Annotated in this window: 24 protein-coding genes and 1 pseudogene; 10 read left to right on the forward strand and 15 right to left on the reverse strand. The window is 71.2% G+C overall.

The window, feature by feature from the left end; genetic code table 11:
* Positions 1-7: 7 nt before the first annotated feature.
* Together FB157_RS35660 and FB157_RS35665 are read right to left on the reverse strand one after the other, a co-directional pair.
* Positions 8-652 carry a TetR/AcrR family transcriptional regulator gene (locus FB157_RS35660; protein WP_145884860.1) on the reverse strand — a complete coding sequence of 215 codons (645 nt, stop codon included), beginning with the start codon at positions 650-652 and terminating at the stop codon, positions 8-10.
* 28 nt (positions 653-680) lie between these two features.
* The gene (locus FB157_RS35665; protein WP_145884861.1) at positions 681-2,687 is read right to left on the reverse strand and encodes a transposase; all 2,007 of its coding nucleotides are present in this window, start codon (positions 2,685-2,687) and stop codon (positions 681-683) included.
* Positions 2,688-3,023: 336 nt separating this feature from the next.
* On the opposite strand from FB157_RS35665, the gene FB157_RS35670 reads away from it, so the two are divergent.
* Complete coding sequence (locus FB157_RS35670; protein ID WP_145884862.1) at positions 3,024-3,581, forward strand: GNAT family N-acetyltransferase; 558 nt, start codon at positions 3,024-3,026, stop codon at positions 3,579-3,581.
* Between the two features lie 68 nt (positions 3,582-3,649).
* On the opposite strand, the gene FB157_RS35675 is transcribed toward FB157_RS35670, so the two are convergent.
* The 7 genes from FB157_RS35675 to FB157_RS35705 form a co-directional block, all read right to left on the reverse strand.
* Positions 3,650-3,958 carry a DUF4229 domain-containing protein gene (locus tag FB157_RS35675; protein ID WP_145884863.1) on the reverse strand — a complete coding sequence of 103 codons (309 nt, stop codon included), beginning with the start codon at positions 3,956-3,958 and terminating at the stop codon, positions 3,650-3,652.
* Between the two features lie 75 nt (positions 3,959-4,033).
* Positions 4,034-4,558, reverse strand: a complete 525-nt coding sequence (locus FB157_RS35680) for a GNAT family N-acetyltransferase (RefSeq protein ID WP_145884864.1) — start codon at positions 4,556-4,558, stop codon at positions 4,034-4,036.
* A gap of 4 nt (positions 4,559-4,562) precedes the next feature.
* Positions 4,563-5,726, reverse strand: a complete 1,164-nt coding sequence (gene mqnE, locus FB157_RS35685; RefSeq protein ID WP_145884865.1) for an aminofutalosine synthase MqnE — start codon at positions 5,724-5,726, stop codon at positions 4,563-4,565.
* A 176-nt stretch (positions 5,727-5,902) separates the two neighbouring features.
* Positions 5,903-6,358, reverse strand: coding sequence for an Lrp/AsnC family transcriptional regulator (locus FB157_RS35690; RefSeq protein ID WP_066995366.1), 456 nt, complete (start codon positions 6,356-6,358; stop codon positions 5,903-5,905).
* A gap of 70 nt (positions 6,359-6,428) precedes the next feature.
* Positions 6,429-7,103, reverse strand: coding sequence for a UbiX family flavin prenyltransferase (locus FB157_RS35695; protein WP_145884866.1), 675 nt, complete (start codon positions 7,101-7,103; stop codon positions 6,429-6,431).
* Positions 7,104-7,167: 64 nt separating this feature from the next.
* Entirely contained in the window at positions 7,168-8,070 is a 903-nt protein-coding gene (gene mqnP, locus FB157_RS35700) for a menaquinone biosynthesis prenyltransferase MqnP (RefSeq protein ID WP_145884867.1), read from the reverse strand.
* A complete protein-coding gene (locus FB157_RS35705; RefSeq protein ID WP_145884868.1) occupies positions 8,067-9,518 on the reverse strand; it encodes a menaquinone biosynthesis decarboxylase in 1,452 nt (483 codons plus the stop codon). The genes mqnP and FB157_RS35705 overlap by 4 nt, the downstream gene beginning before the upstream one ends.
* A 76-nt stretch (positions 9,519-9,594) precedes the next feature.
* On the opposite strand from FB157_RS35705, the pseudogene FB157_RS35710 reads away from it, so the two are divergent.
* Both FB157_RS35710 and FB157_RS35715 read left to right on the forward strand, forming a co-directional pair.
* Positions 9,595-9,906: pseudogene (locus FB157_RS35710) on the forward strand (PLD nuclease N-terminal domain-containing protein); the annotation flags it as partial.
* A 6-nt stretch (positions 9,907-9,912) separates the two neighbouring features.
* Positions 9,913-10,794, forward strand: coding sequence for a LysR family transcriptional regulator (locus FB157_RS35715; RefSeq protein WP_145884870.1), 882 nt, complete (start codon positions 9,913-9,915; stop codon positions 10,792-10,794).
* On the opposite strand, the gene FB157_RS35720 is transcribed toward FB157_RS35715, so the two are convergent.
* Together FB157_RS35720 and FB157_RS35725 are read right to left on the reverse strand one after the other, a co-directional pair.
* Positions 10,691-11,638, reverse strand: coding sequence for a DMT family transporter (locus tag FB157_RS35720; RefSeq protein ID WP_145884871.1), 948 nt, complete (start codon positions 11,636-11,638; stop codon positions 10,691-10,693). The two genes, FB157_RS35715 and FB157_RS35720, sit on opposite strands and share 104 nt — an antisense overlap.
* 337 nt (positions 11,639-11,975) lie before the next feature.
* The gene (locus FB157_RS35725; protein WP_145884872.1) at positions 11,976-12,311 is read right to left on the reverse strand and encodes a helix-turn-helix transcriptional regulator; all 336 of its coding nucleotides are present in this window, start codon (positions 12,309-12,311) and stop codon (positions 11,976-11,978) included.
* A 129-nt stretch (positions 12,312-12,440) separates the two neighbouring features.
* Between FB157_RS35725 and FB157_RS35730 the strand changes: the two genes are divergently transcribed.
* On the forward strand, positions 12,441-13,415 hold the full coding sequence (locus tag FB157_RS35730; RefSeq protein ID WP_145884873.1) for a zinc-binding dehydrogenase: 975 nt from the start codon (positions 12,441-12,443) through the stop codon (positions 13,413-13,415).
* Between the two features lie 10 nt (positions 13,416-13,425).
* On the opposite strand, the gene FB157_RS35735 is transcribed toward FB157_RS35730, so the two are convergent.
* Complete coding sequence (locus FB157_RS35735; protein ID WP_261386745.1) at positions 13,426-15,273, reverse strand: serine/threonine-protein kinase; 1,848 nt, start codon at positions 15,271-15,273, stop codon at positions 13,426-13,428.
* A 104-nt stretch (positions 15,274-15,377) separates the two neighbouring features.
* Between FB157_RS35735 and FB157_RS35740 the strand changes: the two genes are divergently transcribed.
* The gene (locus FB157_RS35740; RefSeq protein WP_145884874.1) at positions 15,378-16,001 is read left to right on the forward strand and encodes a TetR/AcrR family transcriptional regulator; all 624 of its coding nucleotides are present in this window, start codon (positions 15,378-15,380) and stop codon (positions 15,999-16,001) included.
* Positions 16,002-16,076: 75 nt separating this feature from the next.
* On the opposite strand, the gene FB157_RS35745 is transcribed toward FB157_RS35740, so the two are convergent.
* The gene (locus FB157_RS35745) at positions 16,077-16,523 is read right to left on the reverse strand and encodes an RICIN domain-containing protein (RefSeq protein WP_145884875.1); all 447 of its coding nucleotides are present in this window, start codon (positions 16,521-16,523) and stop codon (positions 16,077-16,079) included.
* 182 nt (positions 16,524-16,705) lie between these two features.
* On the reverse strand, positions 16,706-17,473 hold the full coding sequence (locus FB157_RS35750) for a CDP-alcohol phosphatidyltransferase family protein (protein ID WP_145884876.1): 768 nt from the start codon (positions 17,471-17,473) through the stop codon (positions 16,706-16,708).
* Between the two features lie 112 nt (positions 17,474-17,585).
* On the opposite strand from FB157_RS35750, the gene FB157_RS35755 reads away from it, so the two are divergent.
* The 5 genes from FB157_RS35755 to FB157_RS35775 all read left to right on the forward strand — a co-directional run bounded on the left by FB157_RS35755 (position 17,586) and on the right by FB157_RS35775 (position 24,296).
* Positions 17,586-18,035 carry a nucleoside deaminase gene (locus FB157_RS35755; protein ID WP_145884877.1) on the forward strand — a complete coding sequence of 150 codons (450 nt, stop codon included), beginning with the start codon at positions 17,586-17,588 and terminating at the stop codon, positions 18,033-18,035.
* Positions 18,028-19,005, forward strand: coding sequence for an isopenicillin N synthase family oxygenase (locus tag FB157_RS35760; protein ID WP_145884878.1), 978 nt, complete (start codon positions 18,028-18,030; stop codon positions 19,003-19,005). The genes FB157_RS35755 and FB157_RS35760 overlap by 8 nt, the downstream gene beginning before the upstream one ends.
* 154 nt (positions 19,006-19,159) lie before the next feature.
* Entirely contained in the window at positions 19,160-20,563 is a 1,404-nt protein-coding gene (locus tag FB157_RS35765; RefSeq protein ID WP_145884879.1) for a condensation domain-containing protein, read from the forward strand.
* 71 nt (positions 20,564-20,634) lie between these two features.
* Positions 20,635-22,749: a hypothetical protein gene (locus FB157_RS35770; RefSeq protein WP_145884880.1), complete on the forward strand. Its 2,115-nt coding sequence runs from the start codon at positions 20,635-20,637 to the stop codon at positions 22,747-22,749.
* Positions 22,749-24,296, forward strand: coding sequence for a hypothetical protein (locus tag FB157_RS35775; RefSeq protein WP_145884881.1), 1,548 nt, complete (start codon positions 22,749-22,751; stop codon positions 24,294-24,296). The genes FB157_RS35770 and FB157_RS35775 overlap by 1 nt, the downstream gene beginning before the upstream one ends.
* 15 nt (positions 24,297-24,311) lie before the next feature.
* On the opposite strand, the gene FB157_RS35780 is transcribed toward FB157_RS35775, so the two are convergent.
* Positions 24,312-24,719: an SRPBCC domain-containing protein gene (locus FB157_RS35780; protein WP_145884882.1), complete on the reverse strand. Its 408-nt coding sequence runs from the start codon at positions 24,717-24,719 to the stop codon at positions 24,312-24,314.
* Between the last annotated feature and the right edge of the window lie 27 nt (positions 24,720-24,746).

Raw genomic sequence — 24,746 nt, forward strand, 5'->3', positions numbered from 1 at the left:
ACAACTCCTAGTCCTGCGGCGGAACCCAGGGACGCCCCTGCATCAGGTTGCCCAGACCCGACCAGGCGAAGTTCATCAGGGTGGACGCGGCCTCCCTGGCGGTGACGCCGTCCGTGGTGTTCGCCCAGGCGGCGAGGGACTCGGCGGCGCCGACCAGGGCCTCGGCCAGGCCTGCGACCTCGTGGTCACGGAGGTCGGGGTCCCGGTGGGCGGCACGGGCCGCCTCCGCGATCAGCTGGGTCACGAACGCGACGATCTCCTCGCGCATCGCGCTGACCTCGGCGGCGAAGCTCTCGCCGTGGGTGCGGGCCTGGAGGTGCAGCACGGACCAGCCGTCGGGGTGCTCGGCGGTGTGCGCGAAGAACGCCTGGAGCCCGTCCCACAGCTGGCGGTCGGCGGGCAGCCCCGCGCGGACCCCGGCCCGGACGGCCTGGGTGAGGGCATCGGCCTCACGACGGATGCAGGCGGTGAAGAGGTCTTCCTTCGAGTTCAGGTACAGGTAGACCAGCGGCTTGGACACGCCCGCGAGCTCGGCTATCTCGTCCATCGAGGCGGCCATGTAGCCGCGTTGGCCGAAGATCCGCACGGCGGCATCGAGCATCTGCTGCTCCCGAACCGCCCTCGGCATCCGTTTGGTCTTCACGGCACCCATAGGGCAAGCCTAAGACTTGATCCGCACTTCACCAGAAGGTGAGCTGGGGACCGCACGCGGGGCGATACCCGGGCTTTCCGGTGTGGTCACGCACGGGGCGTGTCTCATCCGGGGTTGCTCGGAGTCGCTTCCCGACGGTTCGGTGAGCAGAGGTCCCGCGCTGACGCGGAACTGCCACGCGACCGGCACCCCGAGGGGCGCTCTGGCACGGTGTGGTTGACTCACGCAGGGCTTCTTCCAGCCCTTCAGAGAAGATGATCTGTGCGTGCCGCGACCGGGCGCTGTCCAGCCGGGCAGTGCTGGGATCGTCCGGGTCGGTCAGATCCACGAAGGCGGCCAGCGCCGCGGACACGAGATCACGCTTGCCGATCAGGCCGCACGCGATGCACTTGTGTTCCCGGTCCCGCAGGGACTTGGTGACGCGTTCACCACAGAGACAGTGCTGGGACAGGGCTGTTGACCAGGTGGAGGCCCGCACGAGCCTTCCACCGGCGGCCTTGCATTCGATCTCCAGGGCACAGATCAGCATGCCGGGCGTGGTCTGAGAGAGGCGCTTGCCCCATAGCCGGTACCAGGTGCGGATGTCGCAGTCCTCCACCGTGAGGTGGGGGCCGTGGACGGCGATGATGTCGCGGGCTACGGCTCGGGCGCGGTGACGCCGGTACTCGGCAGCGGTGGCTGCGGCTTCGGTCTGGCGGGCGCGCAGCTCCTGGTAGCCGTTGGACAGCCGGTCGCGGCGGAATGCCTGCTTCGGCACCCCGTTAGACCGGGCGTCGCGGGCACCACCCGGCACTGTCACCGTCTTGGGCTTGAGGCCCTTGGCGGCCCGGCGCTCGGCGCGTTTGACCTGCCGCTTGGAAAGGCCGTACTGGGCGGCGTTGGTGGCCCGGCGGGAGCGCTCCAGGGCCCGCGCACGCCCCCGCCGCTTATTCGCCTCCTTCTCCAGCCGCACCCGTTCCTCCTCGGTCAACACGACTTCGGAGGACTTCGGACACCCGTCGGCGGGGTCCAGGGAGGCAGGGAAGGACACAATCGACAGGTTGGATACGTTGCCATCCACGCCGCCGATCCGGTCCAGCTCGGCGGCCGTTCGGCGCATCTCCCGCACGGTCGGGGAGACGTATCCGGGGCCCAGGATCATCAGGTGCGCCTCGTACGACCAGCCGCCCGGCGCGGATGCCTTCCGGCGGCGTACAAGGTCCACCTTGTGCCAGCATCCCGGATCGCTGAGGAAGTACTCCACGCGTGCGTACTGCTTCGGCCCCTGGGGGACGCGGACGGGGAGTACCAGGTCACCCCGACTGGAGTTGGAGCCTCCGGCAAAGACGACGGCGAGCGGACCCGTGTGGTCCCACCAGGTGGCCTTACGCGTGACCGGCTTGGCCGAGACGGTTAACTTGCCCGTGGGCACCCGGCCGGTCGGTGCGGTCGGCTTGGGCATCCGGTGCGGCTGCATCAACTCGTACCGGCCGCCGGAGGCGTAGGCCAAGGCGTGGCCCTGGAGGGTACCGACGAGACGGAAGGTCTCCCACTTGTTCGCGGTGGTGTGGGAGCGGGCGCGCCCGGGGATGCGGGTGAAGTCGTGCCATCGGCCCACTTTCGGGCGCCCGAGCCGACGCCCCGAGTTGTCTGCGAACAGGTGGCGGGAGACACCGTTCCACACCTCGTCAGCCATGTGCATGACCAGGGCCTTGGTGGCGTGGTGCTTGAGGTGGCCTGCGTCCTCCAAGTGCCGGTAGGCGCAGCGCTCCAGTGCCTCCCGGGACAGGCCGAGGCGCTGTCTTACGGCCTTGGCGCCGTCGTGGTCTCGTTCGTGTTTGGCGGCCCAGTAGGCATCGACCTTGGCGCGGGCGTCGCGTTGGACGGCCCGCTTGATCGACCACATCGACCCAAACAGTTTCTCCAGCCGGTCCAGGTCGGCGGGGTCAGTGACGGCCAGCGGCAGCACCATCACCGACACGGTCCCGTCGTCGGGCTTGGTCCACTTCGGGGCCTTGTTCTTCCCCCGAAACCGCCGCGTCTGGTCAGCCTGCATGACTGACACCCCCTCCAGACGCAACAGCCAGACTGCGCGGCGCCGATTCCCGCTCGGGGCGCCGTCACCCGATCAACGACACCACGATGAAAGGGTCACGCATTCGAGCCCCGCATCGCCGTACGGACACCCAACGCGACCTCGGCAGCACGACATCCTCTGCGGGGAAAGGTCGAGCCAAGAGGACTCACCTGCTCGGACATATGCCCCGCGTCGGCCCAGGTTCTGCGCCGCCGGCCTGAACGCCCGTACCCTCAAGCACTGGACCGGCCTGACCTTCTGCCTCAGGGGCAGCAAGCCTGGAACTCGCCGGGCGGCAGCGTGATCAAATAGGGGATGACGTCGTTCTGGACCGGCAAACGGGTACGCCTGCGCGGTATCGAGCCCGACGACTGGGCGGCGTTCATGCGCTTCACCGCGGACGAGGAGCGGTTGGGAGACCTGCTGCAGCCGCCTCGTTCTGCCGAGGGCTACCGCGTCTGGGCGAGGGAGCAAGCCGGTGCCCAGCCCGGCGGTGACTGCTTCCGGTTGGCAGTCGAGGCCGTCGGCACGGGAGAAATAGTCGGCACTGTCGGCTCGCATCTCGCTGATCCTCGTGCCGGCTGGTTCGAGTACGGCGTCACCATCGGTGCTGACCACTGGCGCAAGGGCTACGCGGTAGAAGCCGTCGTGCTGTTGCTGCGCTTCATGTTCGCCGAGCGGCGCTATCACAGGTGCCAGGCGCGGATCTTCGCCCACAACGAGGCATCGCTGTCACTCCACCGTCGGCTCGGATTCACCGAAGAGGGCCGCCTCCGCGATCACGTGTTCTTCGCCGGCCGACACCATGATCTCGTCATGATGGGCATGCTCGCTGACGAGTTCGCCCAACTGCACTCGGTGAGCAGACTGTGAACTGGTCTGAAGGCGGCCTTCGTCTGAGGTGGGCACGAAACCACGCCGAACCGGACGGACGAGAAGCCTCAGTTGGGCGTGGCTGCCCCGCCCTGCGCCCGCGCGGAGTCGTCCGCCACGTCCTCCTGGCTGCGGCTGGCATCCAGGTTGGCCTTCATCCGGTCGACCCGGTTCACGATCTGCACGGAGGCCCGGTCCCGCTCCCTGCGCAGCACCACGAAGCTGATCGGCGCCGAGAGCACCAGCGCGAGCAGCATGACCCACAGGAAGTTGGAGTCGCCGAAGCCGCGCGGGAAGATCCCGGAGTAGACGGCTCCCCAGACGACCACGAAGCAGCCGGCGAAGATGCCGAGGCGCATCAGCGTGTAGCGGAGCATCTCAATCCACTCTTCCGATTCCAAACAGGGGCACCGTCCAGTGAAGCACGGTGCGGACCCGATCTTGCAGCGGGGTCAGGGCAGCGGCAGCAGCATGAAGACGTCGTCCCGGTCGTCGCCGGGCGCGACCCGGATCGCGCCGGGTATCCGGCCGACCTCCTTGTAGCCGCAGGAGCCGTAGAACCGCTCCAGGCCGAGGCCGCCCCGGCAGGTGAGCCGGATGGCCTCGATGCCGTCGAGGCCGCGGGCGGCGTCGGCCGCGGCGTCCAGGAGGTCGCGGCCGTAGCCCTTGCCCTGGTGCCGGGGGTGGACCATCACCGTGTACAGCCACACCCAGTGCCGCATCAGCCGGTGCGTGTTGCAGGTGAGGAACGCGGTCGCCACGACCGCGCCCGTCCCGTCCCGGCCCACCAGCAGCCGGGTGCGGCCCTCGGCCATCGCGACGAGGTGCCTGACCAGCTCGGGGCGTATCTCGTCCGTGGTCACCGGCGGCACGAAGCCGACCGAGCCGCCCGCGTTGGACACGTCCGCCCACAGCGAGAGCACCTCGTCCCTGAGTGCGGGCGAGACGGCCGGGTCCAGCTCGAACGACAGCGTCACCGGCTCAGACCCGCATGGGCTGCGGCGACTCCCGGCGCAGCGGGTCCGGGCCGTCGTACTCGCGGATGATCTCGTACCGCGTGTTGCGCTCCACCGGGCGGAAGCCGGCGTCGCGGATCAGGTCCAGCAGGTCGTCGCGGGTCAGCTTGTTCGGGGTGCCGTAGTTGTCCGCGTCGTGCGTGATCTTGTACTCGACCACCGAGCCGTCCATGTCGTCGGCGCCGTGCTGGAGGGCGAGCTGGGCCGTCTGCACGCCGTGCATGACCCAGAAGACCTTGACGTGCGGCACGTTGTCGAAGAGCAGCCGGGAGACCGCGAAGGTCTTCAGCGCCTCGGCGCCGGTCGCCATCTGGGTCCGGGCCTGCAGCCGGTTGCGTACCTTGCCGTCCTTCATGTCCACGAAGTCGTGCTGGTAGCGCAGCGGGATGAAGACCTGGAAGCCGTTCGTCTCGTCCTGCAGCTCACGCAGGCGCAGGACGTGGTCGACCCGGTGGCGGGGCTCCTCGATGTGCCCGTACAGCATGGTGCACGGGGTCTTCAGACCCTTCTCGTGCGCCAGCCGGTGGATGCGGGACCAGTCCTCCCAGTGGGTCCTGTGGTCCACGATGTGCTGGCGGACCTCCCAGTCGAAGATCTCCGCGCCGCCGCCGGTCAGGGACTCCAGACCGGCGTCGATCAGCTCGTCGAGGATCTCGGAGGCGGACAGCCCGGAGATGGTCTCGAAGTGGTGGATCTCCGTCGCCGTGAACGCCTTCAGCGAGACGTCCGGCAGGGCGGCCTTCAGCTCCCGCAGCGAGCGCGGGTAGTAGCGCCACGGCAGGTTGGGGTGCAGGCCGTTGACGATGTGCAGTTCGGTGAGGTTCTCCGACTCCATCGCCTTGGCGAGCCGGACGGCCTCCTCGATGCGCATCGTGTACGCGTCCTTCTCGCCCGGCTTGCGCTGGAAGGAGCAGTAGGCGCAGGAGGCCGTGCACACGTTGGTCATGTTGAGGTGCCGGTTGACGTTGAAGTGGACGACGTCGCCGTTCTTCCTCGTCCGCACCTCGTGCGCGAGACCGCCGAGCCAGGCCAGGTCGTCCGACTCGTACAGCGCGATGCCGTCCTCGCGGGTCAGCCGCTCACCGGAGCGGACCTTCTCCTCCAGCTCGCGCTTGAGCCCGACGTCCATGCCAACACCTTTCCTCGACAGCCCGACCAACCGTACTCCCCGCCCTTCGGGCGGACGGCACCCCCCACACGGCGCTGAACGCTCCCCCACCCTTCGGGCGGGCGGTACCCCCACACGGCGCTGAACGCTCCCCCACCCTTCGGGCGGGCGGTACCCCCACACGGCGCTGAACGCGCCTATACCTCTTCGGGAAGTTCCCCGACCCGGTTCTCCCACTTGGTGGAGAGCACGATCGTGGTGCGGGTGCGGGAGACGCCCTTGGTCCCGCTCAGCCGCCGGATGATCCGCTCCAGCCCGTCCACGTCGGCCGCCCGCACCTTGAGCATGTAGGAGTCGTCGCCGGCGATGAACCAGCAGTCCTCGATCTCGGGGAGTTCCTTCAGCCGTTGGGCCACGTCTTCGTGGTCGGCGGCGTCGGACAGCGAGATGCCGATCAGGGCGGTCACGCCGAGGCCGAGGGAGGCCGCGTTCACGGTGGCGCGGTAACCGGTGATGACACCGGCCGCCTCCAGCCGGTTGATGCGGTCGGTGACGCTGGGTCCCGACAGGCCGACGAGGCGTCCCAGCTCCGCGTAGGAGGCCCGGCCGTTCTCCCTCAGGGCCTGGATGAGCTGCCTGTCCACCGCGTCCATGCGATCGAAGCCTTCCCCTGGAAAAGTTCTGACGTTCCTGAAGTGATGAGAGGTACTGCGACTTGCTCGGCTAACGGGCCGCTGAACCGCCGCCCAGTTCGCCCTTCCAGCGCCGGTACAGACCGTGCCCGACGCCCGCCGCGTCCAGCACCCGCCCGGCGACGAAGTCCACCAGATCCTGGATGTGGGTCGCGCCCGCGTAGAAGGCGGGCGAGGCCGGCACCACACTCGCCCCCGCGTCGTCGAGTGCGACCAGGTGCCGCAGGGTCTGACCGTTCAAGGGGGTCTCCCGTACGGCCACGACCAGCGGCCGGCGCTCCTTCAGTGTGACGCTCGCCGTGCGCTGCAGCAGATCCTTGGACAGCCCGAGGGCGACACCGGCGACACAGGCGGTCGAGGCGGGCACGATGAGCATCCCCTTCGCCGGGTACGACCCCGAGGACGGCCCAGCCGCGAGATCCCCCGCGCTCCAGTACCGCACCGCGCTGACGTCCACGTCGAAGGTCCCGGGCTTGCCGTCGGCGCCCCGGGCCAGCCATTCCCGCAGGTCCTCCTGCCAGTGCGCGTCCCGGAACGAGATCCCCGTCTCGTCCAGCAGCGTCAGCCGCGAGGCCCGGCTGACCACCAGGTCCACGGCCTCCCCGGCGTCCAGCAGCGCCCGCAGCACGGCAGCGGCATACGGCGTCCCGGAAGCTCCGGACACCCCCACGATCCAAGGCGCGCGCTGCGTATTTCCTGCGTTCACACCTTGAGCGTACCGGCGGACGAAATGGTGCTCAGGCCGGGCCACCCGCGGCACCGCACCGTACTCAGACAGTCAGCCCTCGAACCAGAAGATCCAGCAGCGCGCACACGAACAGGGCAATGCCGATGAAACCGTTGACGCTGAAGAACGCCCTGTTCAGACGGGACAGGTCATGCGGGCGGACGATGCGGTGCTCGTATCCGAAGGCGGCCGCGACGATCACCAGGCCCAGCCAGAAGAAGGCGCCGGCGTGGGTGCTCAGGGCGTACCAGACGAACAGGGCCGTGGTGACGGCGTGGCACGCGCGTGCGCCCCGGATCGCCGCCGGGATGCCGAAGCGGGCCGGGACCGACATGACGCCGATCTCGCGGTCGGTCTCGACGTCCTGGCAGGCGTAGATCAGGTCGAAGCCGCCGATCCAGATGCCGACGGCGAGGCCCAGGATCACCGCGTCCCAGGACCACTCGCCGGTGATCGCGAGCCAGCCGCCGACCGGGCCCATCGCCTGGGCGAGGCCCAGGATGGCCTGCGGGAAGTTCGTGAACCGCTTCCCGTACGGGTAGACCACCATCGGGATCACCGCGATGGGGGCCAGGGCCAGGCAGAGCGGGTTCAGCAGGGCGGCCGCGCCGAGGAAGACCGCCAGGGCGATCAGGGCGCCGGTCCAGGCGTGCTTCACCGACATCGCGCCGGTCACCAGCTCGCGGTGTGCCGTCCGCGGGTTCCGGGCGTCGATCTCGCGGTCGATGATCCGGTTGACCGCCATGGCGAAGGTGCGCAGGCCGACCATGCAGACCGTGACGAGGAGGAGCCGTGCCCAGTGGATGTTCCGGTCCCACTGGAACATCGCGGTGAGGGCGGCGATGTAGGCGAAGGGGAGCGCGAAGACCGAGTGCTCGATCATCACCAGGCGCAGGAACGCCTTGGTGCGTCCCGGCTGCGGGAGTGCCGCGGAGGCGCTGCTCACAGGCCGTACTCCTTCCAGCGGCGGTCCACCAGGGCCGCCGTATCCGGGTCGGACTCCACCATGTCCGGCCATCCGCCGTCGCGCGTGTAGCCCTCCTCGGGCCACTTCTTCGTCGCGTCGATGCCCGCCTTGCCGCCCCAGAACTGCTGGTAGGAGGCGTGGTCGAGGTGGTCGACGGGGCCTTCCGCGACGGTCAGGTCACGGGCGTAGTCGGTGTTGCCGAGGGCCCGCCAGGCGACCTCGTGCAGGTCGTGCACGTCGCAGTCGGAGTCGACGACCACGATCAGCTTGGTGAGGGACATCATGTGGGCCCCCCAGATCGCGTGCATGACCTTCTGCGCGTGCTTCGGGTACTTCTTGTCGATCGAGACGATCGCGCAGTTGTGGAAGCCGCCGGCCTCGGGCAGGTGGTAGTCCACGATGTCCGGGACGATGATCTTCAGCAGGGGCAGGAAGAAGCGTTCCGTGGCGCGGCCGAGCGGGCCGTCCTCCGTCGGGGGCCTGCCCACCACGATCGACTGGAGCAGCGGGCGCTTCCGCATCGTCACACAGTCGATCTTCAGCGCCGGGAACGGCTCCTGCGGAGTGTAGAAGCCGGTGTGGTCGCCGAAGGGGCCCTCGGGGAGCATCTCGCCGGGCTCCAGCCAGCCCTCCAGGACGACCTCGGCGTTCGCGGGGACCTGGAGCGGGACCGTCTTGCAGTCGACCATCTCGATGCGCTTGCCCGCGATGAACCCCGCGAAGAGGTACTCGTCGATGTCGCCGGGGAGGGGCGCGGTGGAGGCGTAGGTGACCGCCGGGGGGCAGCCGAAGGCGATCGCCACCGGGAGGCGCTCGCCGCGCCGGGCCGCCACCTGGTAGTGGTTCCGGCTGTCCTTGTGGATCTGCCAGTGCATGCCGATGGTGCGCTTGTCGTGCCGCTGGAGGCGGTAGAGCCCGAGGTTGCGGATCCCGGTCTCCGGGTCCTTGGTGTGGGTGAGCCCCAGGTTGAAGAAGGAGCCGCCGTCCTTCGGCCAGGTGAACAGGGCCGGGAGCCGGTCGAGGTCCACGTCGTCGCCGCGCAGGACGACTTCCTGTGCGGGCGCTTCCTTCACCTTCTTCGGCGGCACGTGCGCCATCGCGCCCAGCTTCCCGAACGCCTCGCGCACGCCCACGAACCCGTGCGGCAGCTCGGGCCGCAGCAGCCCGCCGATCTTCTCGGAGATCTCGCCGTACGACTTCAGGCCCAGCGCCTTCAGCAGCCGCCGGTCGGTCCCGAAGACGTTCATCGCGAGGGGCATCGCCGAGCCCTTCACGTTCTCGAAGAGCAGCGCCGGTCCCCCGGACTTCTGCACCCGGTCGACGATCTCCCCGACCTCCAGATACGGGTCGACCTCGGCCTTGATGCGCTTGAGGTCTCCCTCGCGCTCCAGCGCCCTGAGCAGGGAGCGAAGATCGTCGTAAGCCATGTGTCCCAGTATCTGTCACCCGCTAACCTGGGCCCGCCACCGGGGCCCACTCACCTGTCGGAAAGAGCGCACACCGATGCTCAGGTATCTGCCGTTCCTGCTGGTCCTGGCGTTGTGGATCTACGCCTTCGTGGACTGTCTGAACACCCCCGAGGAAGAGGTGCGCCATCTGCCGAAGGTGGTGTGGGTGATCATCATCCTGCTGTTCGGTGAGGTGCTGGTGGGCCCGGTCGCCTGGCTGGTCACCGGCAAGGTGCGGCGCGCCCCCGAGGCGGGCTCCGCTCCGTCCCCCTTTCCGGGGCGACACCGCGGCGCCGCCGCCTGGGTCGCCCCCGACGACAACCCCGAGTTCCTCAAGTCCCTCGACAAGGACGACCCGAAGAGCGACTGACACATGGAACTCCGGCTGCTCGTCACCTTCGAGAAGGTCGCCACGGTCCTGAGCTTCACCCGTGCGGCGGCCGAACTGTCGTACGCGCAGTCCAGCGTGACGAGCCAGATCCGCACCCTGGAGTCCGACCTGGGCGTCGAGCTGTTCGACCGGCTCGGCAGCCGCATCAGGCTCACCGAGGCGGGCGGGCGGCTGCTGCCCTACGCCCGGCAGATCATCGAGCTGGCCGAGGAGGCCCGGGCGGCCGTCACCGGTGCCGAGGAGCCGTCCGGCACCCTCACGGTCGGCACCATGGAGTCCCTGACCTCCTACCGGCTGCCCCCGCTGCTGGAGTACTTCCACCACCGCCACCCGAAGGTGCGGCTCGCCCTGCGGACCACCATCGGCGACGAGACCCGGCGGGCGCTGCGGCAGGGGACGTACGACGTCGGTTTCCTGATGGAGGAGGAGACCGAGCATCCGGGTCTGGAGAGCGCGGTGCTCGCGGTGGAGCCGCTGGCACTGGTGGCGGCGCCCGGACACCCGCTGGCCGGACGGCCGGTCACGACGGCCGACCTGACCGGGCAGGCCCTGCTGGCCACCGAGCCCGGCTGCGCCTACCGGGACCTGTTCGAGCGGGAGCTGACCGCGCTGAAGCCGGTGGAGTTCATGGAGTTCGGCACGATCGAGGCCACCAAACGCGCGGCGGCGGCCGGCCTCGGGACGGCACTGCTGCCCGAGGTGACGGTCGCCGCCGAACTCGCGGAGGGCTCCCTGGTAGGGCTCGGCTGGGAGCCTCCGTTCACGCTTCGCACGCAGCTGGCGTGGCGGTCCGGGAAGCGGCTTCCGGCTCATGCGCGGCTGTTCGTGGAGCAGGCGCGGCGGCTCGTGGCCGAGCAAGGGTGACCTTCAGGCTCGCCGTCACGATCAGCGGGACGCCCAGCGCCTGGACGAGGCCGATGTGGTGGCCGTACACCGCCCAGTCCGTCAGCATCGCCACGGCCGGGTAGACGAAGGCGAGTACGGCGATCTTCGCGGTCGGCAGCTGGGCGTAGGCGGCGTACATGAGCACGTACATCACGCCGGTGTGGATGAGGCCGAGCCCGATCAGCCAGCCCCAGTCCCAGCCCGTGCCGGCCATCGCGCCGAAGTCGGCGAACGGGAGCAGCAGCGGGATGCCGACCAGGACCTGGACGAGGGCGATCAGATGCGGGCGCACGCCGGTGATCCGCTTGGTGACCAGGGTGGACAGGCCGTAGAGGAGGGCCGCGAGCAACGCCTGGCCGATGCCGGTGAGGTAGGCGCCGCCGCCGGTGAAGTCGGCGGGGGTCACGCCGGAGACCAGGATCAGGCCCGCGAAGGCGACGGCGATCCAGCCGACGCGGGCGGCGGTGAGCCGTTCCCGGAAGAGGAGGGCGCCGAGGAGGACCACGTAGAAGGGCTGCGTGTGGTAGACCACGGTGGCCACGGAGATGGACGTGTTCTCGTACGACTGGAACAGCAGCACCCAGTTGAAGACGATGAACACCCCGCCCAGTACGGCGAGTCCGAGGGTGCGCGGGGTGAAGCCGTGGTCCCGCAGCCAGCCGCGCGCGACGACGTAGCCGCCGAGGGCGAGGGCGCCGAACAGGACGCGGAAGAAGACGACGTCGAAGGGCGAGGCGCCCGATTCGACGACGAAGACGCCGAGGGTGCCGGACAGCATCATCGCGGTGGTCAGCTGGGCCGTGCCCTTGTGCTCTGAGATCATGCCCGGAAGCTACGAGCGGCCGCCGGTACCGGTCCACGGGCTGGTGGGGCGTCCTGCCGATGGGGGCATCGGCGGTGCCGATGGGCGCAGGCCGGACGCCCTCAGGGCGGCCAGACCCGACTGCGCCGAGGTGACCAGCTCGCGCTGTTCCCTGGCCCTCAAGACCGTTCGGGGGGGGCCACCGGACCATATGTCCGGATCACGGCGAGTTGGCCAACGCGGGGCAACAGCCCTGGAACGGCGATGTGCACCCGGAAGCCGTTGCCGGATGAGCAGCCACTGGACCTCGCAGTCCTCGAAGCCGCCCGAAGGGTGACGCGACGAAAGTGACGGTACGTCAGTTACCCGGGGCCGGGGTGTGCAGGACGAGGTCGAGCAGTCCCGGGAAGCGCACGTCGAACTCCGCCCGGCGCAGCCGGTTGACCCGCTTGGGCCCCTCGTCCCGCTGCTCGACGAGACCCGCGCCGCGCAGCACCGCGAAGTGGTGACTGAGGGCGGCCTTGCCGACCGGCACGTCGAAGCTGCCGCAGCTGCGGGACCACTCGGCGGAGCCGGCCAACTCCCTGACCAGGGCGAGGCGCACGGGGTCGGCGAGGGCGGCGAGCGCGGTGAGGACGGGCACGTCGTCGGGGTGGGTGTGCTCCGGGGCGGCGCGGTGACTGCTCGCGGCCATGCCGTCCTCCCTGCTGCCGGGTCCCGCTCGCACGCCTCGAGGGCGGGCACTTGCCGAGTGTTCGATGAAAATCATACACTCACGAGTGTTCGCTTTTCATTGAACACTCTCCCGAGCCGGAGGTACGGCATGCGCGCGGTCGAGTTCCAGGAGTACGGCGGTCCCGAGGTGCTGAGGGCGGTGACGGCCGAGGTGCCCGAGCCCGGCCCCGGCCAGGTGAGCATCGACGTGGCCTACACGGGCGTGAACTTCGCCGACCTGAAGGCCCGCGCTGAGGGCTACCGGGTGCCGCGGCTGCCGTACGTCCCCGGCCTGGAGGTCTCCGGCCGGATCCGCGCACTCGGCGCGGGTGTCACCGGACTGGCCGTCGGCCAGGAGGTGGCGGCACTGACCGAGGGCGGGGCGTACGCCGAGGTGGCCGTGGCCGGCACGACCACCGTCTTCCCGCTCCCCGCGGGCGTGGACCTGCGCACGGCGGCCACGCTCCCGACGGTCCTGCCGACGGCCTACGCCCTGATCCACACGGTCGGCCGCCTCCAGCCCGGCGAGACGGTCCTCGTCCAGGGAGCGGCGGGCGGGGTCGGCACGGTGGCCGGCCGGCTGGCCCGCGCGGCGGGGGCCGGGGCGGTGTACGGCGTGGTGTCCTCGGCGGCGAAGGTCGCCCACGCCAAGGAGCACGGCTACGACGAGGTGTTCGTCGGCGCCTTCCAGGACCCGGTGCGGCAGGCCACCGGCGGCCGTGGCGTCGACCTGGTCCTGGACCCCGTCGGCGGCGAAACCCTGCGCGCGGGCCTCGCCTCCCTCGCTCCCTTCGGCCGCCTGGTCTCCTTCGGCAACGCCGGCTCCGCCGAGCCGTGGACCGTGGGCCAGCCCGAGCTGTACCCGCTCGGCATCTCGGTGTCCGGGTTCTCCATCCTGACCCTCGCGCGGACGGCCCCGGCCGAGCTGCGCCGCCTGTCCGAACAGGCCTTCGCCAAGGTGGTCGACGGCACGGTGTCCCTGCCGGTCACGGCCGAGTTCCCGCTGGCGGACGCGGCCGGGGCACACCGGCTGATGGGCACCCGGACGAGCACGGGGAAGCTGCTGCTCCGCGTGCACGCCTAGGCGTCCCGCCTCACGTCCTCGCCCAGCTCTGGGAGGCGGCCCCCGACCGGCAGGTCGCCTCGGCCACCCCGCCGCCGAAGGCGAGGTCGAGGCAGCCGCCGTCGTAGACGGTGCGCAGGGAGTTGCCGGAGCCCGTCTTCCACAGGCGCAGGCTGCTGCTCTGGGAGCAGTCGCCGACGAAGACGGCCTGGCCGTTGCCGTTGGCGCTCAGGCAGGCGCCGGTCGACACGTTGATGACCTTGACGCTGCCGCCGGAGGCACTGCGGAAGGTCCACTTGGCGGACGAGTCCGAGCAGTCACCGAGGCCCGTGGAACCGTAGACCTGGATCAGGCACTTGCCGTTCTCGCCGTTCTCGAGCCGGAAGGAGCCCGTGCCGGGGCTGGACGTGGAGGTCCCTCCGGAGGAGGAACCGCCGGAGGAGGAGCCGCCCGAAGAACCGCCGGAGGAGCCGCCGGACGAGCCGCCCGAGCCGGATCCCTGGTCACCGCCGGTGCCGCCGCTGCCACCGCCCGCCGGACCCGAGCCTCCGGAATCCCCCGAGGCGCCCGGGGCACCTGAGGCATCCCTGCCGCCACCGGAACCCCCCTTGTCCCGCTTCTTCCTGCCCGCGGGAGAAGCCGACCCCTTCCCGCCCGGCTTCCCGCTGTCCGACGGGCCCGCGGAGGACCGGCCGGGCGCCGGATCGGCCGACGCGGAGGCGGACGCCCCGGGGGTGCCCGCGGTGTCCTTCCGGTCGGAGCCGGTGGCGTACGGCAGGAGCTGGAAGGCCAGGGTCGCCGTACCCACGACGACCACGGCCGGCACGACCGCCAACAGGACGCGCCTGCGGCGCCGTTCGCGGGGCTCGGCCGGCCGCTGCTTCCCGTCGGGCCGTACGACCACCTCGGGCTCCGGCTCGGCCTCCGGCGCCGGCTCGGGTTCAGGATCCGCCACCGTCGCCTCCGGCACCCGCGCCGCGAACGCCGCCCGGGCGGTCAGCCGTTCGGTGACGGACCCGGGCCACAGCGGGGGCTCCGACGGGCCTCGGTCGGCGGCCAGTTCGACGAGTTCGGCGGCGGTGGGCCGGCCCTCGGGATCCTTGTCCAGGCAGGACGCGACGACTGCGGCCAACTCCGCGTCGGCCGCCCTCAGTTCCTCCAGGTCGGGCTGCTCGTGCACGATCCGGTACAGCACGCCGTGCCCGGACTCGTCACCGAAGGGCGGCCGGCCGCTGCCCGCGAACGCGATCACCGAACCCAGTGCGAACACGTCCACCGCGCCGGTCGGACGCCTCGCCCCCGAAGCCTGTTCGGGAGACATGTAGGCGGGAGTGCCCACCACCATGCCGGTCCGGGTCAGCTGGCTCTGCTCGGCGGCCCGGGCCACACCGAAGTCGATGAGGGTGACACCCTCCAGGGTCAGCATGACGTTCGACGGCTTGACGTCCCGGTGCACCATGTCCAGCTCGTGCACCGCGGCCAGCCCCGCCGCGGCCTCCCGCAGCAGCAGCCACAGCGCCCCGGGCGGCAGCGGCCCGCCGTGCACCTCGACGGCCTCGCGCAGGGTCAGCCCGGGCACGTACGCGGTGGCGAACCACGGCGGCCGGGCGGCCCGGTCACCCGCGAGCAGCGGCGCGGTCGCTCCCGCGGGCAGCCGGGAGAGGTTGTCCAGCTCGTGCCCGAAGCGCCGTACGAAGTCCTTGTCCTCGCCCACCACCGAGGGCAGCACCTGTTTGACGGCCGCGTACCGGCCCTCGTGCACGCCCAGGTAGACCCGCCCCATGCCGCCCGCTCCGAGCCGGCCGAGCAGCGGGATCGGTCCGATCCGCCGGGGATCGCCGTCCTCCAGCGGCTCGACCCCGTTCTGTTCCCCGTTCACGTCTCTCCCCCTGAGTTCAGCGAGCGTACGAGCCGCGGCCCACCAGGCAGTTCCTACCGGGCAGTACACTGTTCTGAAATAAGTTTCTAGAAAAGTATTCCAGAATGAGCCGCAAACAACAGCGTGGGGAAGCCACCGCCGAGCAGCTCCTCGACGCCGCCCTGCGCGTGTACGCCGAGGCAGGCGACCAGGGCCTGACGGTCGGTGCCGTCACCAAGGCGAGCGGGGTCAGCCTCGGCAGCCTCTACCACCACTTCGGCAGCATCGACGGCCTGCTGAACGCGCTGCTGCTGCGCTGGCTGGGGCGGCTGCTGGACGAACTGGTCGAAGCCCTGCGGGGCACCCGCACCGCCCACACCGGCATCCGGGCGCTGGTCACGGCCTACCTGGGCTTCGTCCAGGAGCACCGGGAGGCCGCCCTGCTCCTGCACTCCTCCTACGCCGACCGCGCGGGCATGGCCGACGGCCGGCGCCTGCGCGACGCCCAGGAGGCCCGCCTCTCCCCCCTCGCGGCCTGGGCCCGGACGTACGTCGCCTCCGGCGAACTCGCCCCGCTGCCACCGGCGTTGATCGAATCGCTGATCCTCGGCCCGGTGATCGGAATCTCCCGCCGCTGGCTCTCCGGCGTGGACGACGTCGACCTCGACGAGGCGGCGGTGATCCTGCCCGAGAGGATCTGGCGGTCGGTCGCCGCGGAGCCGAACCGAGAGCCGTACGGGCGCACATGAAGCGGCCGGGCCGGCCCGCCCCCGTCGCGAACGGATGCGGACCGGCCCGGCCTGCTCGACGCAGCGAACCGCGGATCAGCTCCAGCGCTGGCGCGGGGTGCCCGCGTCAGGAGCGGTGACGACGGCCCCGCTGAGCGCCAGCCCGAGGGTGCGCCCGGTCGCCTTGTTCTGCAGGTGCCAGCCCGAGGCGTCGTTGCTCTCGTACCACCTCTGGTAGTCGCCGCCGTTGCACGCACCCACGTAGACGGCGCCGTTGCTGTTGCTGTCGAGGCACTTCCCGGTGAGGTCGTGCTTCATGGTGAAGGCGCCGTCGGACTGCTTGTTCTCGTCCCACTTCATGCTCGCCCCGGTGGCGGAGGTCGTACGGACCTTGCCGTTGAAGTAGGCCAGGTACTCGCCGTTGCTCTTGCTCTTCCAGGTGACGGCGTGGTCGGCGGCGAGCGCCTGCCCCGTACCCGCGAAGGCCAACGCCGGGGCGAGGAGTGCCGCCGCGACGAACTTGCCCACCAAACGCTTCTTCATGGAGTTCCCCGTTCACAGGTCGAATGTCGTGTCCGGCGACAACGGCTGCCTCACCTGCGGGCGTACGACCGGTGAGCGGCAAGTGCGCTGCGTGCACCCAGGGGTGACGGCGGCCTGGACGTGCCGAATCGATCATTGCGGTCGGTGGCACGCTACTCCGACGCGATCACCCCAGCAATGCGTTAACGCAGCCGCGACGACGCCAGGATCGACAGCAGGTGGGCCGGGACCATCAGCCAGGTGATCGCGGCCAGTGCGACCAGCGCCCAACGGGTCACCTCGACCCCGCCCATGGCCAGGTCGCCGAGTGCCGCCGCCAGCAGGACCAGGGACGCCTCGATGCCGTTCGTCACGCGGTGGATCCTGAAGGCCGCCGCCAGCCGCCGCACCGTGGCCACGCCCTGCGACCGCGGCCGGGTCGACTCGTCGTCGGCCACCCCGAGCCCGCGCCGGGCCCGGGCCACGTCCACCAGGTCGGTCGAGGCCTTCAGCAGGACCACCCCGAGCGCGGTGGCGATGCCGAGCGAGAGCCAGCCGCCGAGGCCGTTCTGAGCCGCCCGGAACCCGATCCCCACCATCAGCGCCGCGTCCGCGAGGTAGGCCCCGAGCCGGTCCACGTAGATGCCGGTCGCGCTGTTCTGCCCCTTCCAGCGTGCGACCTCGCCGTCGACGCAGTCGAAGAGGAGGAACAGCTGCATGAGGACGACGGCCAGGACCGCCCCGGTCGGGCCGGGGATCAGAAGGGCCGCGCCGGAGGCGATGCCGCAGACCACCATGGTCCAGGTCAGCTGGTCCGGGGTGACCGGGGTGCGCACCAGCTGCCGGGTGAACCGCAGCGAGATCCTGCGCATGTACAGCCGGCCCGCCCAGTGCTCCCCGTTGCGGCTCGCCAGCTTGGCGTGCGGCTGGCAGACCTCCCGCAGCTCCTCCAGAACCGGGGCAGCGACCATGGACGTTCCCTCCCGCGCGATGTGATCGGGCCAGGGTACAGAGGCGGTTCGGGACACCCGGACGCGGGCGCCGCGGGTTGTCCGGGCACCCTCACCGGGGAAGGGTGAGGACATGGATCAGCAACAGGCCCGCGCCTGGCTCGCCACCGCCGTCGCCGAGGCCCGCGCCGGACTCGCCGAGGGCGGCATCCCGATCGGCGCCGCCCTCTACGGCCCCGACGGCACACTGCTGGGCCGCGGCCACAACCGCCGCGTCCAGGACGACGACCCCTCGATGCACGCGGAGACGGCGGCGTTCCGCGCCGCGGGACGGCAGCGCACGTACCGCGGCACGACCATGGTGACCACCCTCTCCCCCTGCTGGTACTGCAGCGGTCTGGTCCGCCAGTTCGGGATCTCGCGGGTGGTCATCGGCGAGGCGACCACCTTCCACGGCGGTCACGACTGGCTCGCCGGACACGGCGTGGAGATCGTGCTGCTGGACGACCCCGAGTGTGTCGCCGTGATGCGTGCCTTCGTCAAGGACAACCCGGCTCTGTGGAACGAGGACATCGGTGACTGAACCGCGGATTCCCACCATCGACCTCCGCCCCTGGCTGGACGGCGACGCCGAGGCCCGGGCGGCCCTCGCCCTCACCGTCGACCAGGCCCTCAGGACCGCCGGGTTCCTGCTGGTCACCGGGCACGGCGTGGAGCCGGAGCTGCGCGCCCGGATCCGTGCGGCCGCCCGGGACTTCTTCCTGCTGCCACCAGAGGCCAAGCGGCGGTACGAGGCCAGGGTCGGCGGGCGCGGCTGGCTGGGTCCGGGCGCCGAGGCCAACGCGTACGCGGAGGGCACCGAGACCCCGCCCGACCTGAAGGAGTCGCTGACCTTCGCCACGCACGAGCCGTACGAGGACCCGGTCGTCAACGCCGAGTGGTACGCGCCGAACGTGTGGCCGGCCGAGATCCCCGGGCTTCGCCCGCTGTGCGAGGAGTACCTGACCAGGATGGCCGGGCTGGAGAAGGAACTGCTGTCGCTGCTGGGGTACGCCCTCGGGCTCGAACCCGACTTCTTCTCCCGGCACATGGACCGTCCGACGTACGGCTTCAACATCAACTGGTACCCGGGGACCGAGGTCGTCGGAGAGCCCGAGCCCGGGCAGTTCCGGATCGGGCCGCACACCGACTTCGGGACCGTCACCATTCTCGACCGGCAGGCGGGGAAAGGCGGCCTGCAGGTCTACACGGACCCGGCCGAAGGAGGTGCCGGGTGGGAGGACGCGCCCTACGATCCGGCGGCCTTCACCATCAACATCGGTGACCTGATGGCCCGGTGGACCGGCGACCGGTGGCGGTCGGGGCGGCACCGGGTGCTGCCGCCGCCCGCCGACGCGCCCGGCGAGGAGCTGATGTCGCTGGTGTACTTCGGCGAGTGCACCCCGGGCACACTGGTGGAGTCCGTGCCGGCGCCGGTGGGCCGGGTGGCGTACCCGCCCGTCGACTCGCACGTGTACCTGCGGGAGAAGCTGAACTCGATCACCGTCGAATGAACCCCGGCCCGGTCACCGTGGGTTATTCACTTCCACGTTCGCCCCGCCATCCGTTCCGTTGAAATGCCCCGGTCGGGCATGTCCCGGCCGCGTCCGACGGCATTCCCTTGAAGGGGGCCCACATCACAGGGCCCCCTTCTGCGATCGGAGACGCGTGCGAATCACTGACATCCAGCGCTGCGAGGTCCGGCCGGGACGGCTCGTCGAGTGGACGCTGAGTCCGGCCACCGTCGCCACGGCGGAGGGGCTGCCGGAGGACTCCCGGCCGCCGGCCTACATCCAGGAGTCGCACATCAGAACGGCCAGGTCCGTACGGGACGGCGGGCTGTTCGTGCCGACCTGGATCGGTACGGCCTTCGACCTGCCGGGCCGGGTCGACCTCGACGTGCTCCAGGAGTCCCTGCGGGCCTGGACGCTGCGGCACGAGACGCTGCGCAGCGGCTTCCGCTGGGCGGACGACCGGCTGCGCCGGTTCACCCTCGACGCGGGTGACGTGTCCCTGCGGCGCGAGACGGTCGGCGACTTCGGTGACGCGGACGCCCTGGCCCGGCACCTCCAGGACCGCTTCGACACCGTCGCGGACGCCCTGCGCTGGCCGAACCTCATCTACACGGCGGTCGTCCGGGACGACTCGACCAGCGTGTACATGGCCTTCGACCACAGCAACGTGGACGCCTACTCCCTGCACGGCATCCCCGCCGAGATCCACGAGCTGTACGCGGCGAGCCTGCGGGGGCGCGGGCCCGTGGTGCGCACCCCGGCCGCGAGTTACGTCGACTTCTGCGAGCTGGAGCGGGCGGACGCCGACCGCATCGACGGCGGCCACGAGATCGTGGCGCGCTGGCGGGAGTTCGTCCGGCGGTGCGACGGAACGCTGCCGGGCTTCCCCGTCGACCTCGGCCTCGGACCCGGTGGTCCGCTGCCGCCGCAGAAGATGATCTGCGAGCCGCTCGCGGACGCGGACTCGGCCGCCGCGTTCGAGGCGTACTGCCGGCCTCACGGCGGCAGCCTGGTCGGTCTGCTGGCGGCCACCGGTCTGATCGTCCACGAACTCGGCGGGCAGTCCGTGTACCGGACGGTGGTGCCGTTCCACACCCGGGTGAAGTCCCGCTGGAGCGGCTCGGTGGGCTGGTTCGTGGGCGGCGCCCCGATCGAGGTGCCCGTGGCCGGCACGCCCGACCTGCCCAGCACGCTGCGGGCCGTGCGGGCCGAGCTGCAGGCCAACCGGCCGCTCGCGCGCATGCCGCTCGCCCGGGTGCTGAAGCTGCTCGGCGCGGACTTCCGGCCGCCCTCCCCCGACCTGTACTCGATCGTCTCGTTCCTGGACGCCCGCGGCATCCCGGGCGCCGCGCGGTGGGCCGGGCAGAAGGCGTACGGGCTGCTGCGGGTTTCGTACGGCGACCAGGTGTGCGTGTGGGTCACCCGGCTGCACGACGGCCTGTGGGTGGCGAGCCGCTACCCGGACACCGACGTGGCCGCCAAGCACATGCGGCTGTACGTCGAGCGGCTGCGGGATCTGGTCACGGCGACGGCCTCGCGGCCCGGACAGATTTCGTAACCCAACGGACATCACTGACCCTGGTCAGTGACAACTTCCCCTTTCTACACTGCTGTTGAGGGGGGAATGCGGTGCACAGACGGTTGCACGGGCGCGGAGCGCTGTTCGACGTCGATCCGGCCGGTCTCGCGCCCCGGCTCGTGGGCCTGCGCCCCCACCAGCACCGTGGTCATCCGTTCGAGCACCCGGGCGAGCTGCCCTTCGTGGTGCTCACGGGCGCCCGCGGGCTGGGCAAGAGCGCGGTACTGGCCGAGTTACGGGAGGCCTACAAGGGCCACACGCCGGTCGCGTTGATCGACTGCGCGGAGGAACAGTTCACGAGGCCGCCCGCGGAGCGGCCCGCCGAGTCGTGGTCGCCGGTGGCGCAGGCGCTGCTGGTGATCGCCGAGCAGCTGGCGGCGCCGGTGACGGGCGCCGGGCGGATCACCTTTCCGCGGCTGATGTCGGGCCTGGTGGCGGTGGCCGCGAGCGGCTGGGGCGACGCCGACTCGGAGCGGATCCGCCGGGAGGTCGAGCGGATCCTGCTGCTGAACGAGAGCGGTTCGTGGATCAGCGGTCTGGCCGGCCGCTGGGCCGGGAAGGTGGCGGCCAAGGTGGTCGCCGCGGCCACCGGCACCGGGCCGCTGCTGTCCGGGGCGATCGAGGCGACCCTGGAGTCCGTCGCCGAGGGCTTCACCAGCCGGCGGCACCAGAAGGCGTCGGTCTGGTACCGCACGTACCCGAACGCGGGCGGGCACGCCCAGCGCGGGCTCATGCTGCTGTCGGGACACTTCCGGGCGGGCGGCACCTCCCGGGAGCACGCCGAGCGGTATCTGGTGCGGGCGCTGCTGGCCGACCTGACGGAGGCGTACGCGGGGGTGCTGCCGCGCATGCAGCGGCTCGGGCGGCCGCTGGTGCTGATCGACGACGCGCAGACCGCGCCGGGGCCCGGGCTCGTGGAGGCCGTGCTGCGCGACCGTGCCGAGGGCATCGCGGACCAGGTGGCGTTCGTCGCCGCCCGGCGCGGCGAGGGCCGCGAGGAGCTGCGCAGCGCGGTCCGGCGGGAGCTGCCCGAGGTGGCCCGGCGCAGCGGCTGGACCCCGGACGCGGCCCCCTCCTCGCGGGCGCTGCTCGTCGCGCTTCCCCCGCTGAGCCCGGACGACACCCTGCACATCGTGGGCGCCGTCTGCGACGACATCCCGGTCCCGCCCCAAATGCCGCATGCGACCCACCGGTTGACCGGCGGCAATCCGCTGGGCATCGTCCTGCTCGCCGAGTCCGCCGCGCAGAACCGGGCCGCTTCGCTCGGTGCGCTGCTCACCGCCGACGTGCAGCTGGACGAGGACCAGGAGGCCGCCCCCGCCTACCAGGCGCTGCTGGACCGACTCGTGCCCGCCGAGCACCTGGACGAGCTGACCGTACTGGCCGCCGCCCACGACCACGACTCGGCCTGCGCGCTGGCCGCGGCCCTGCTGCCGGACACCTTCGGCCCGGCGGACGTACGGGCCCTGCGGACCCGGCTGGCCGAGGAGGGGCTGCCGGCCGAGCCGGGCCGGTTCGTCGGCGACCCCTTCGTGCGCACCCTGCTGCTGCTGAGGCTGCATCTGCGGGACGCCGACCACACGTCGTGGCGTACGGCGCACGAGACGCTGATCGCGCACCACCCGGACCCCGAACAGGCCCGCTACCGGCTCCATCACGAACTCGCCCTGGGCAGCTCGGAGCCGGCGGTCGACCACCTGCGCGACACCTTCCACACCGCGGACATCCGGAGCTGGCTGCGCACCCTGCGCTTCGTGGCGTCGGCGCCCTACTTCCACGCGCACGACGCCGACGGCCGCGACTTCACCGGTCACGGCGACCGGCGGGCCGCGATCGCGCTCGGCCGCACGGACGCCGGGCAGGAACCGCCCGAGGGCGTGGACGCCGTACTGCACCTGCGGATACGGCGGTTGCTGCACGCGGTGTGGCAGCTGGGCGATCCGCTGGTGCTGCCCGACCCGAAGGTGTGCGACCGGCTCCGCTTCGAGCTGGAGCAGCTGTCCAACCTGCGGCCGGCCGCCAACGCGCTGCTGTGGCGGGCGTCCAGGGACTGGCCGGCGGCGGCGCTCGCCGGGCACCCGATGGCCGACCCCGACGACCCCGACGGCCACGACGACCCCGACGACACGGATGACGGCTCGGACGACCGCAGCGGGGAGGCGTGATGGCACGCAGAGGCGTGGGCACGTGGGTGCGCGAGAGCGTGTGGGAGATCCCGCTGCGCCGCTATCTGGCGCTGCTGGTGACGGCGGCCCTGGTGACGGGGCTGGTGTTCGCGGGCCGGGCGCTCATGCACGAGAACCGGTCCTGTGCGCCCGGTGTGGTCCGGCCGCAGGGCAGCGACGAGTGCGTGGGCGTGGCGACGGGCTCGTACTCCTTCGGGCACGCGCAGCTGAAGGATGTCGTGGGGGCGGTCGCGCGGGAGAACGAACGCCTCAAGCCCGGCAGTTATGTGACGGTGGCGCTGATGCTCCCGTACAGCTCCTCCTCCGCCACCAACCTGAACGACATCCAGCACCAGCTGCAGGGCGCCTATCTGGCGCAGTACCAGGCCAACCACGAGTCGAACGGGGAGGCGCCCGCGATCCGGCTGGTGCTGGCCAACCCGGGTGCGACCGGGGACCACTGGCAGCAGACGGTGGACCGGCTGAAGCGGATGACGACGAGCGCGGACCGGCTGCGGGCCGTGGCGGGGATCGGGCAGAGCACCGACAACAACAAGAAGGCCGTCCAGGCGCTGACCCGGCTCGGGATCCCGGTGGTCGGCTCCTCGATCACCGCCGACGACCTGGCCAACGGGCAGGGCGGCACGGACCCCTACCCCGGCCTTGCCCGGGTGTCGCCGACCAACACCGACGAGGCCCGCGCGCTGGCGTCGTTCGCCAAGGTGAGCGCGGGCAGGGCGCTGCTGGTCTACGACAAGCCGGGCGACCCGTACACCCGGACGCTGCAGGAGTCGTTCGCGGCGCTGATCAAGGGCTCGCCGTACGAGCCGCAGCCGTTCACGCCGCCCGCCGACCGCAGCAGGGAAGGGACGACGGCGAACACCTTCCGGCAGATCACGCACCTGGTGTGCGACACCTCCCGGGAGACCGACACCATCCTGTTCGCGGGACGTCACACCCAGCTGCGACAGTTCATCAACGCGCTCGGCGGACGCGGCTGCCAGGACCGCAGATTCACGGTCCTGACCGGCGACGAGGCGTCGTACCTGACCCACGAGAGCGATCTGGACCGCGACGCCCTGCGCCACAACCTCTCCGTCCGCTACACCTCCCTCGCCCACCCGGACGCCTGGACGAGGGACCCGGCGAAGACCGGCGGCTCGGCGGCGGACTTCGGGGTGCTGCGGCGGTTGCTGACCGCCGCCGAGCGGGGGCCTTCCGGGCCCATCGGTTCGGTCGCCCTGGACGACGGCCAGCTGATCATCGGCTACGACGCCCTGCAGCTGGCGGTCCACGGCATCCGCGAGGCGGTACCGGACGGCGGGAACGTCCCGGCCCTCACGGACGTCGGCCTCCAGTGGCCGCAGGTCAAGGGCTCGCTCCGGGTGAGCGGCGCGAGCGGCTGGATCTGCCTGGACGTACACGGCAACCCGTACGACAAGGCGGTCCCGATCGTGGAACTGACCCCGGAGGGCGGCTCCCGCTTCGTCAGGATCGCCTGGCCCGAGGGCAGGCCTCCGACGAAGGAGTGCCTGCCGCCGTCGTAGGTCCGGCGGGACGCCCTAGGCCTGGGAGAGCTGGAGGATGTCGACAAGGCGTTCGAATCGGGAGCGCCAGCGGGCCTCCGCCTCCCCCTCGCCCCGGAACTCGTGGGTGAAGCGCAGCACGCTCGCCGTTTCCCCGTCCCGCTCCAGATGGAACCTGATCCGCCCGGCGCCCTCCACCGTGTACTCCGCCACCCGGTCCACGTCCCACGCGGTGACCCGCCCGGAACCCACGCCACGCAGGGTGACCGCGCCGCCGAGTCTGGGTTCCAGGGCGTCGGCCGCGGTGAACCAGGAGGCGAGCCCCGCCGGGGTGGCCACCGCCACCCAGACCTCCTCCATACGCCTGGGGACGCGCACCAGGAAGTGGAGTATGTGCGTGTTCCCGTGCGTCCGGCTGGTGCCCTGTTCGATGGAACCGCTCATGACACCAGCGTGACCCCGGCCCCGCGG

Origin of the sequence: Streptomyces sp. BK340, assembly GCF_007827595.1 — a bacterium.
In the GTDB taxonomy this organism is placed as follows: domain Bacteria; phylum Actinomycetota; class Actinomycetes; order Streptomycetales; family Streptomycetaceae; genus Streptomyces.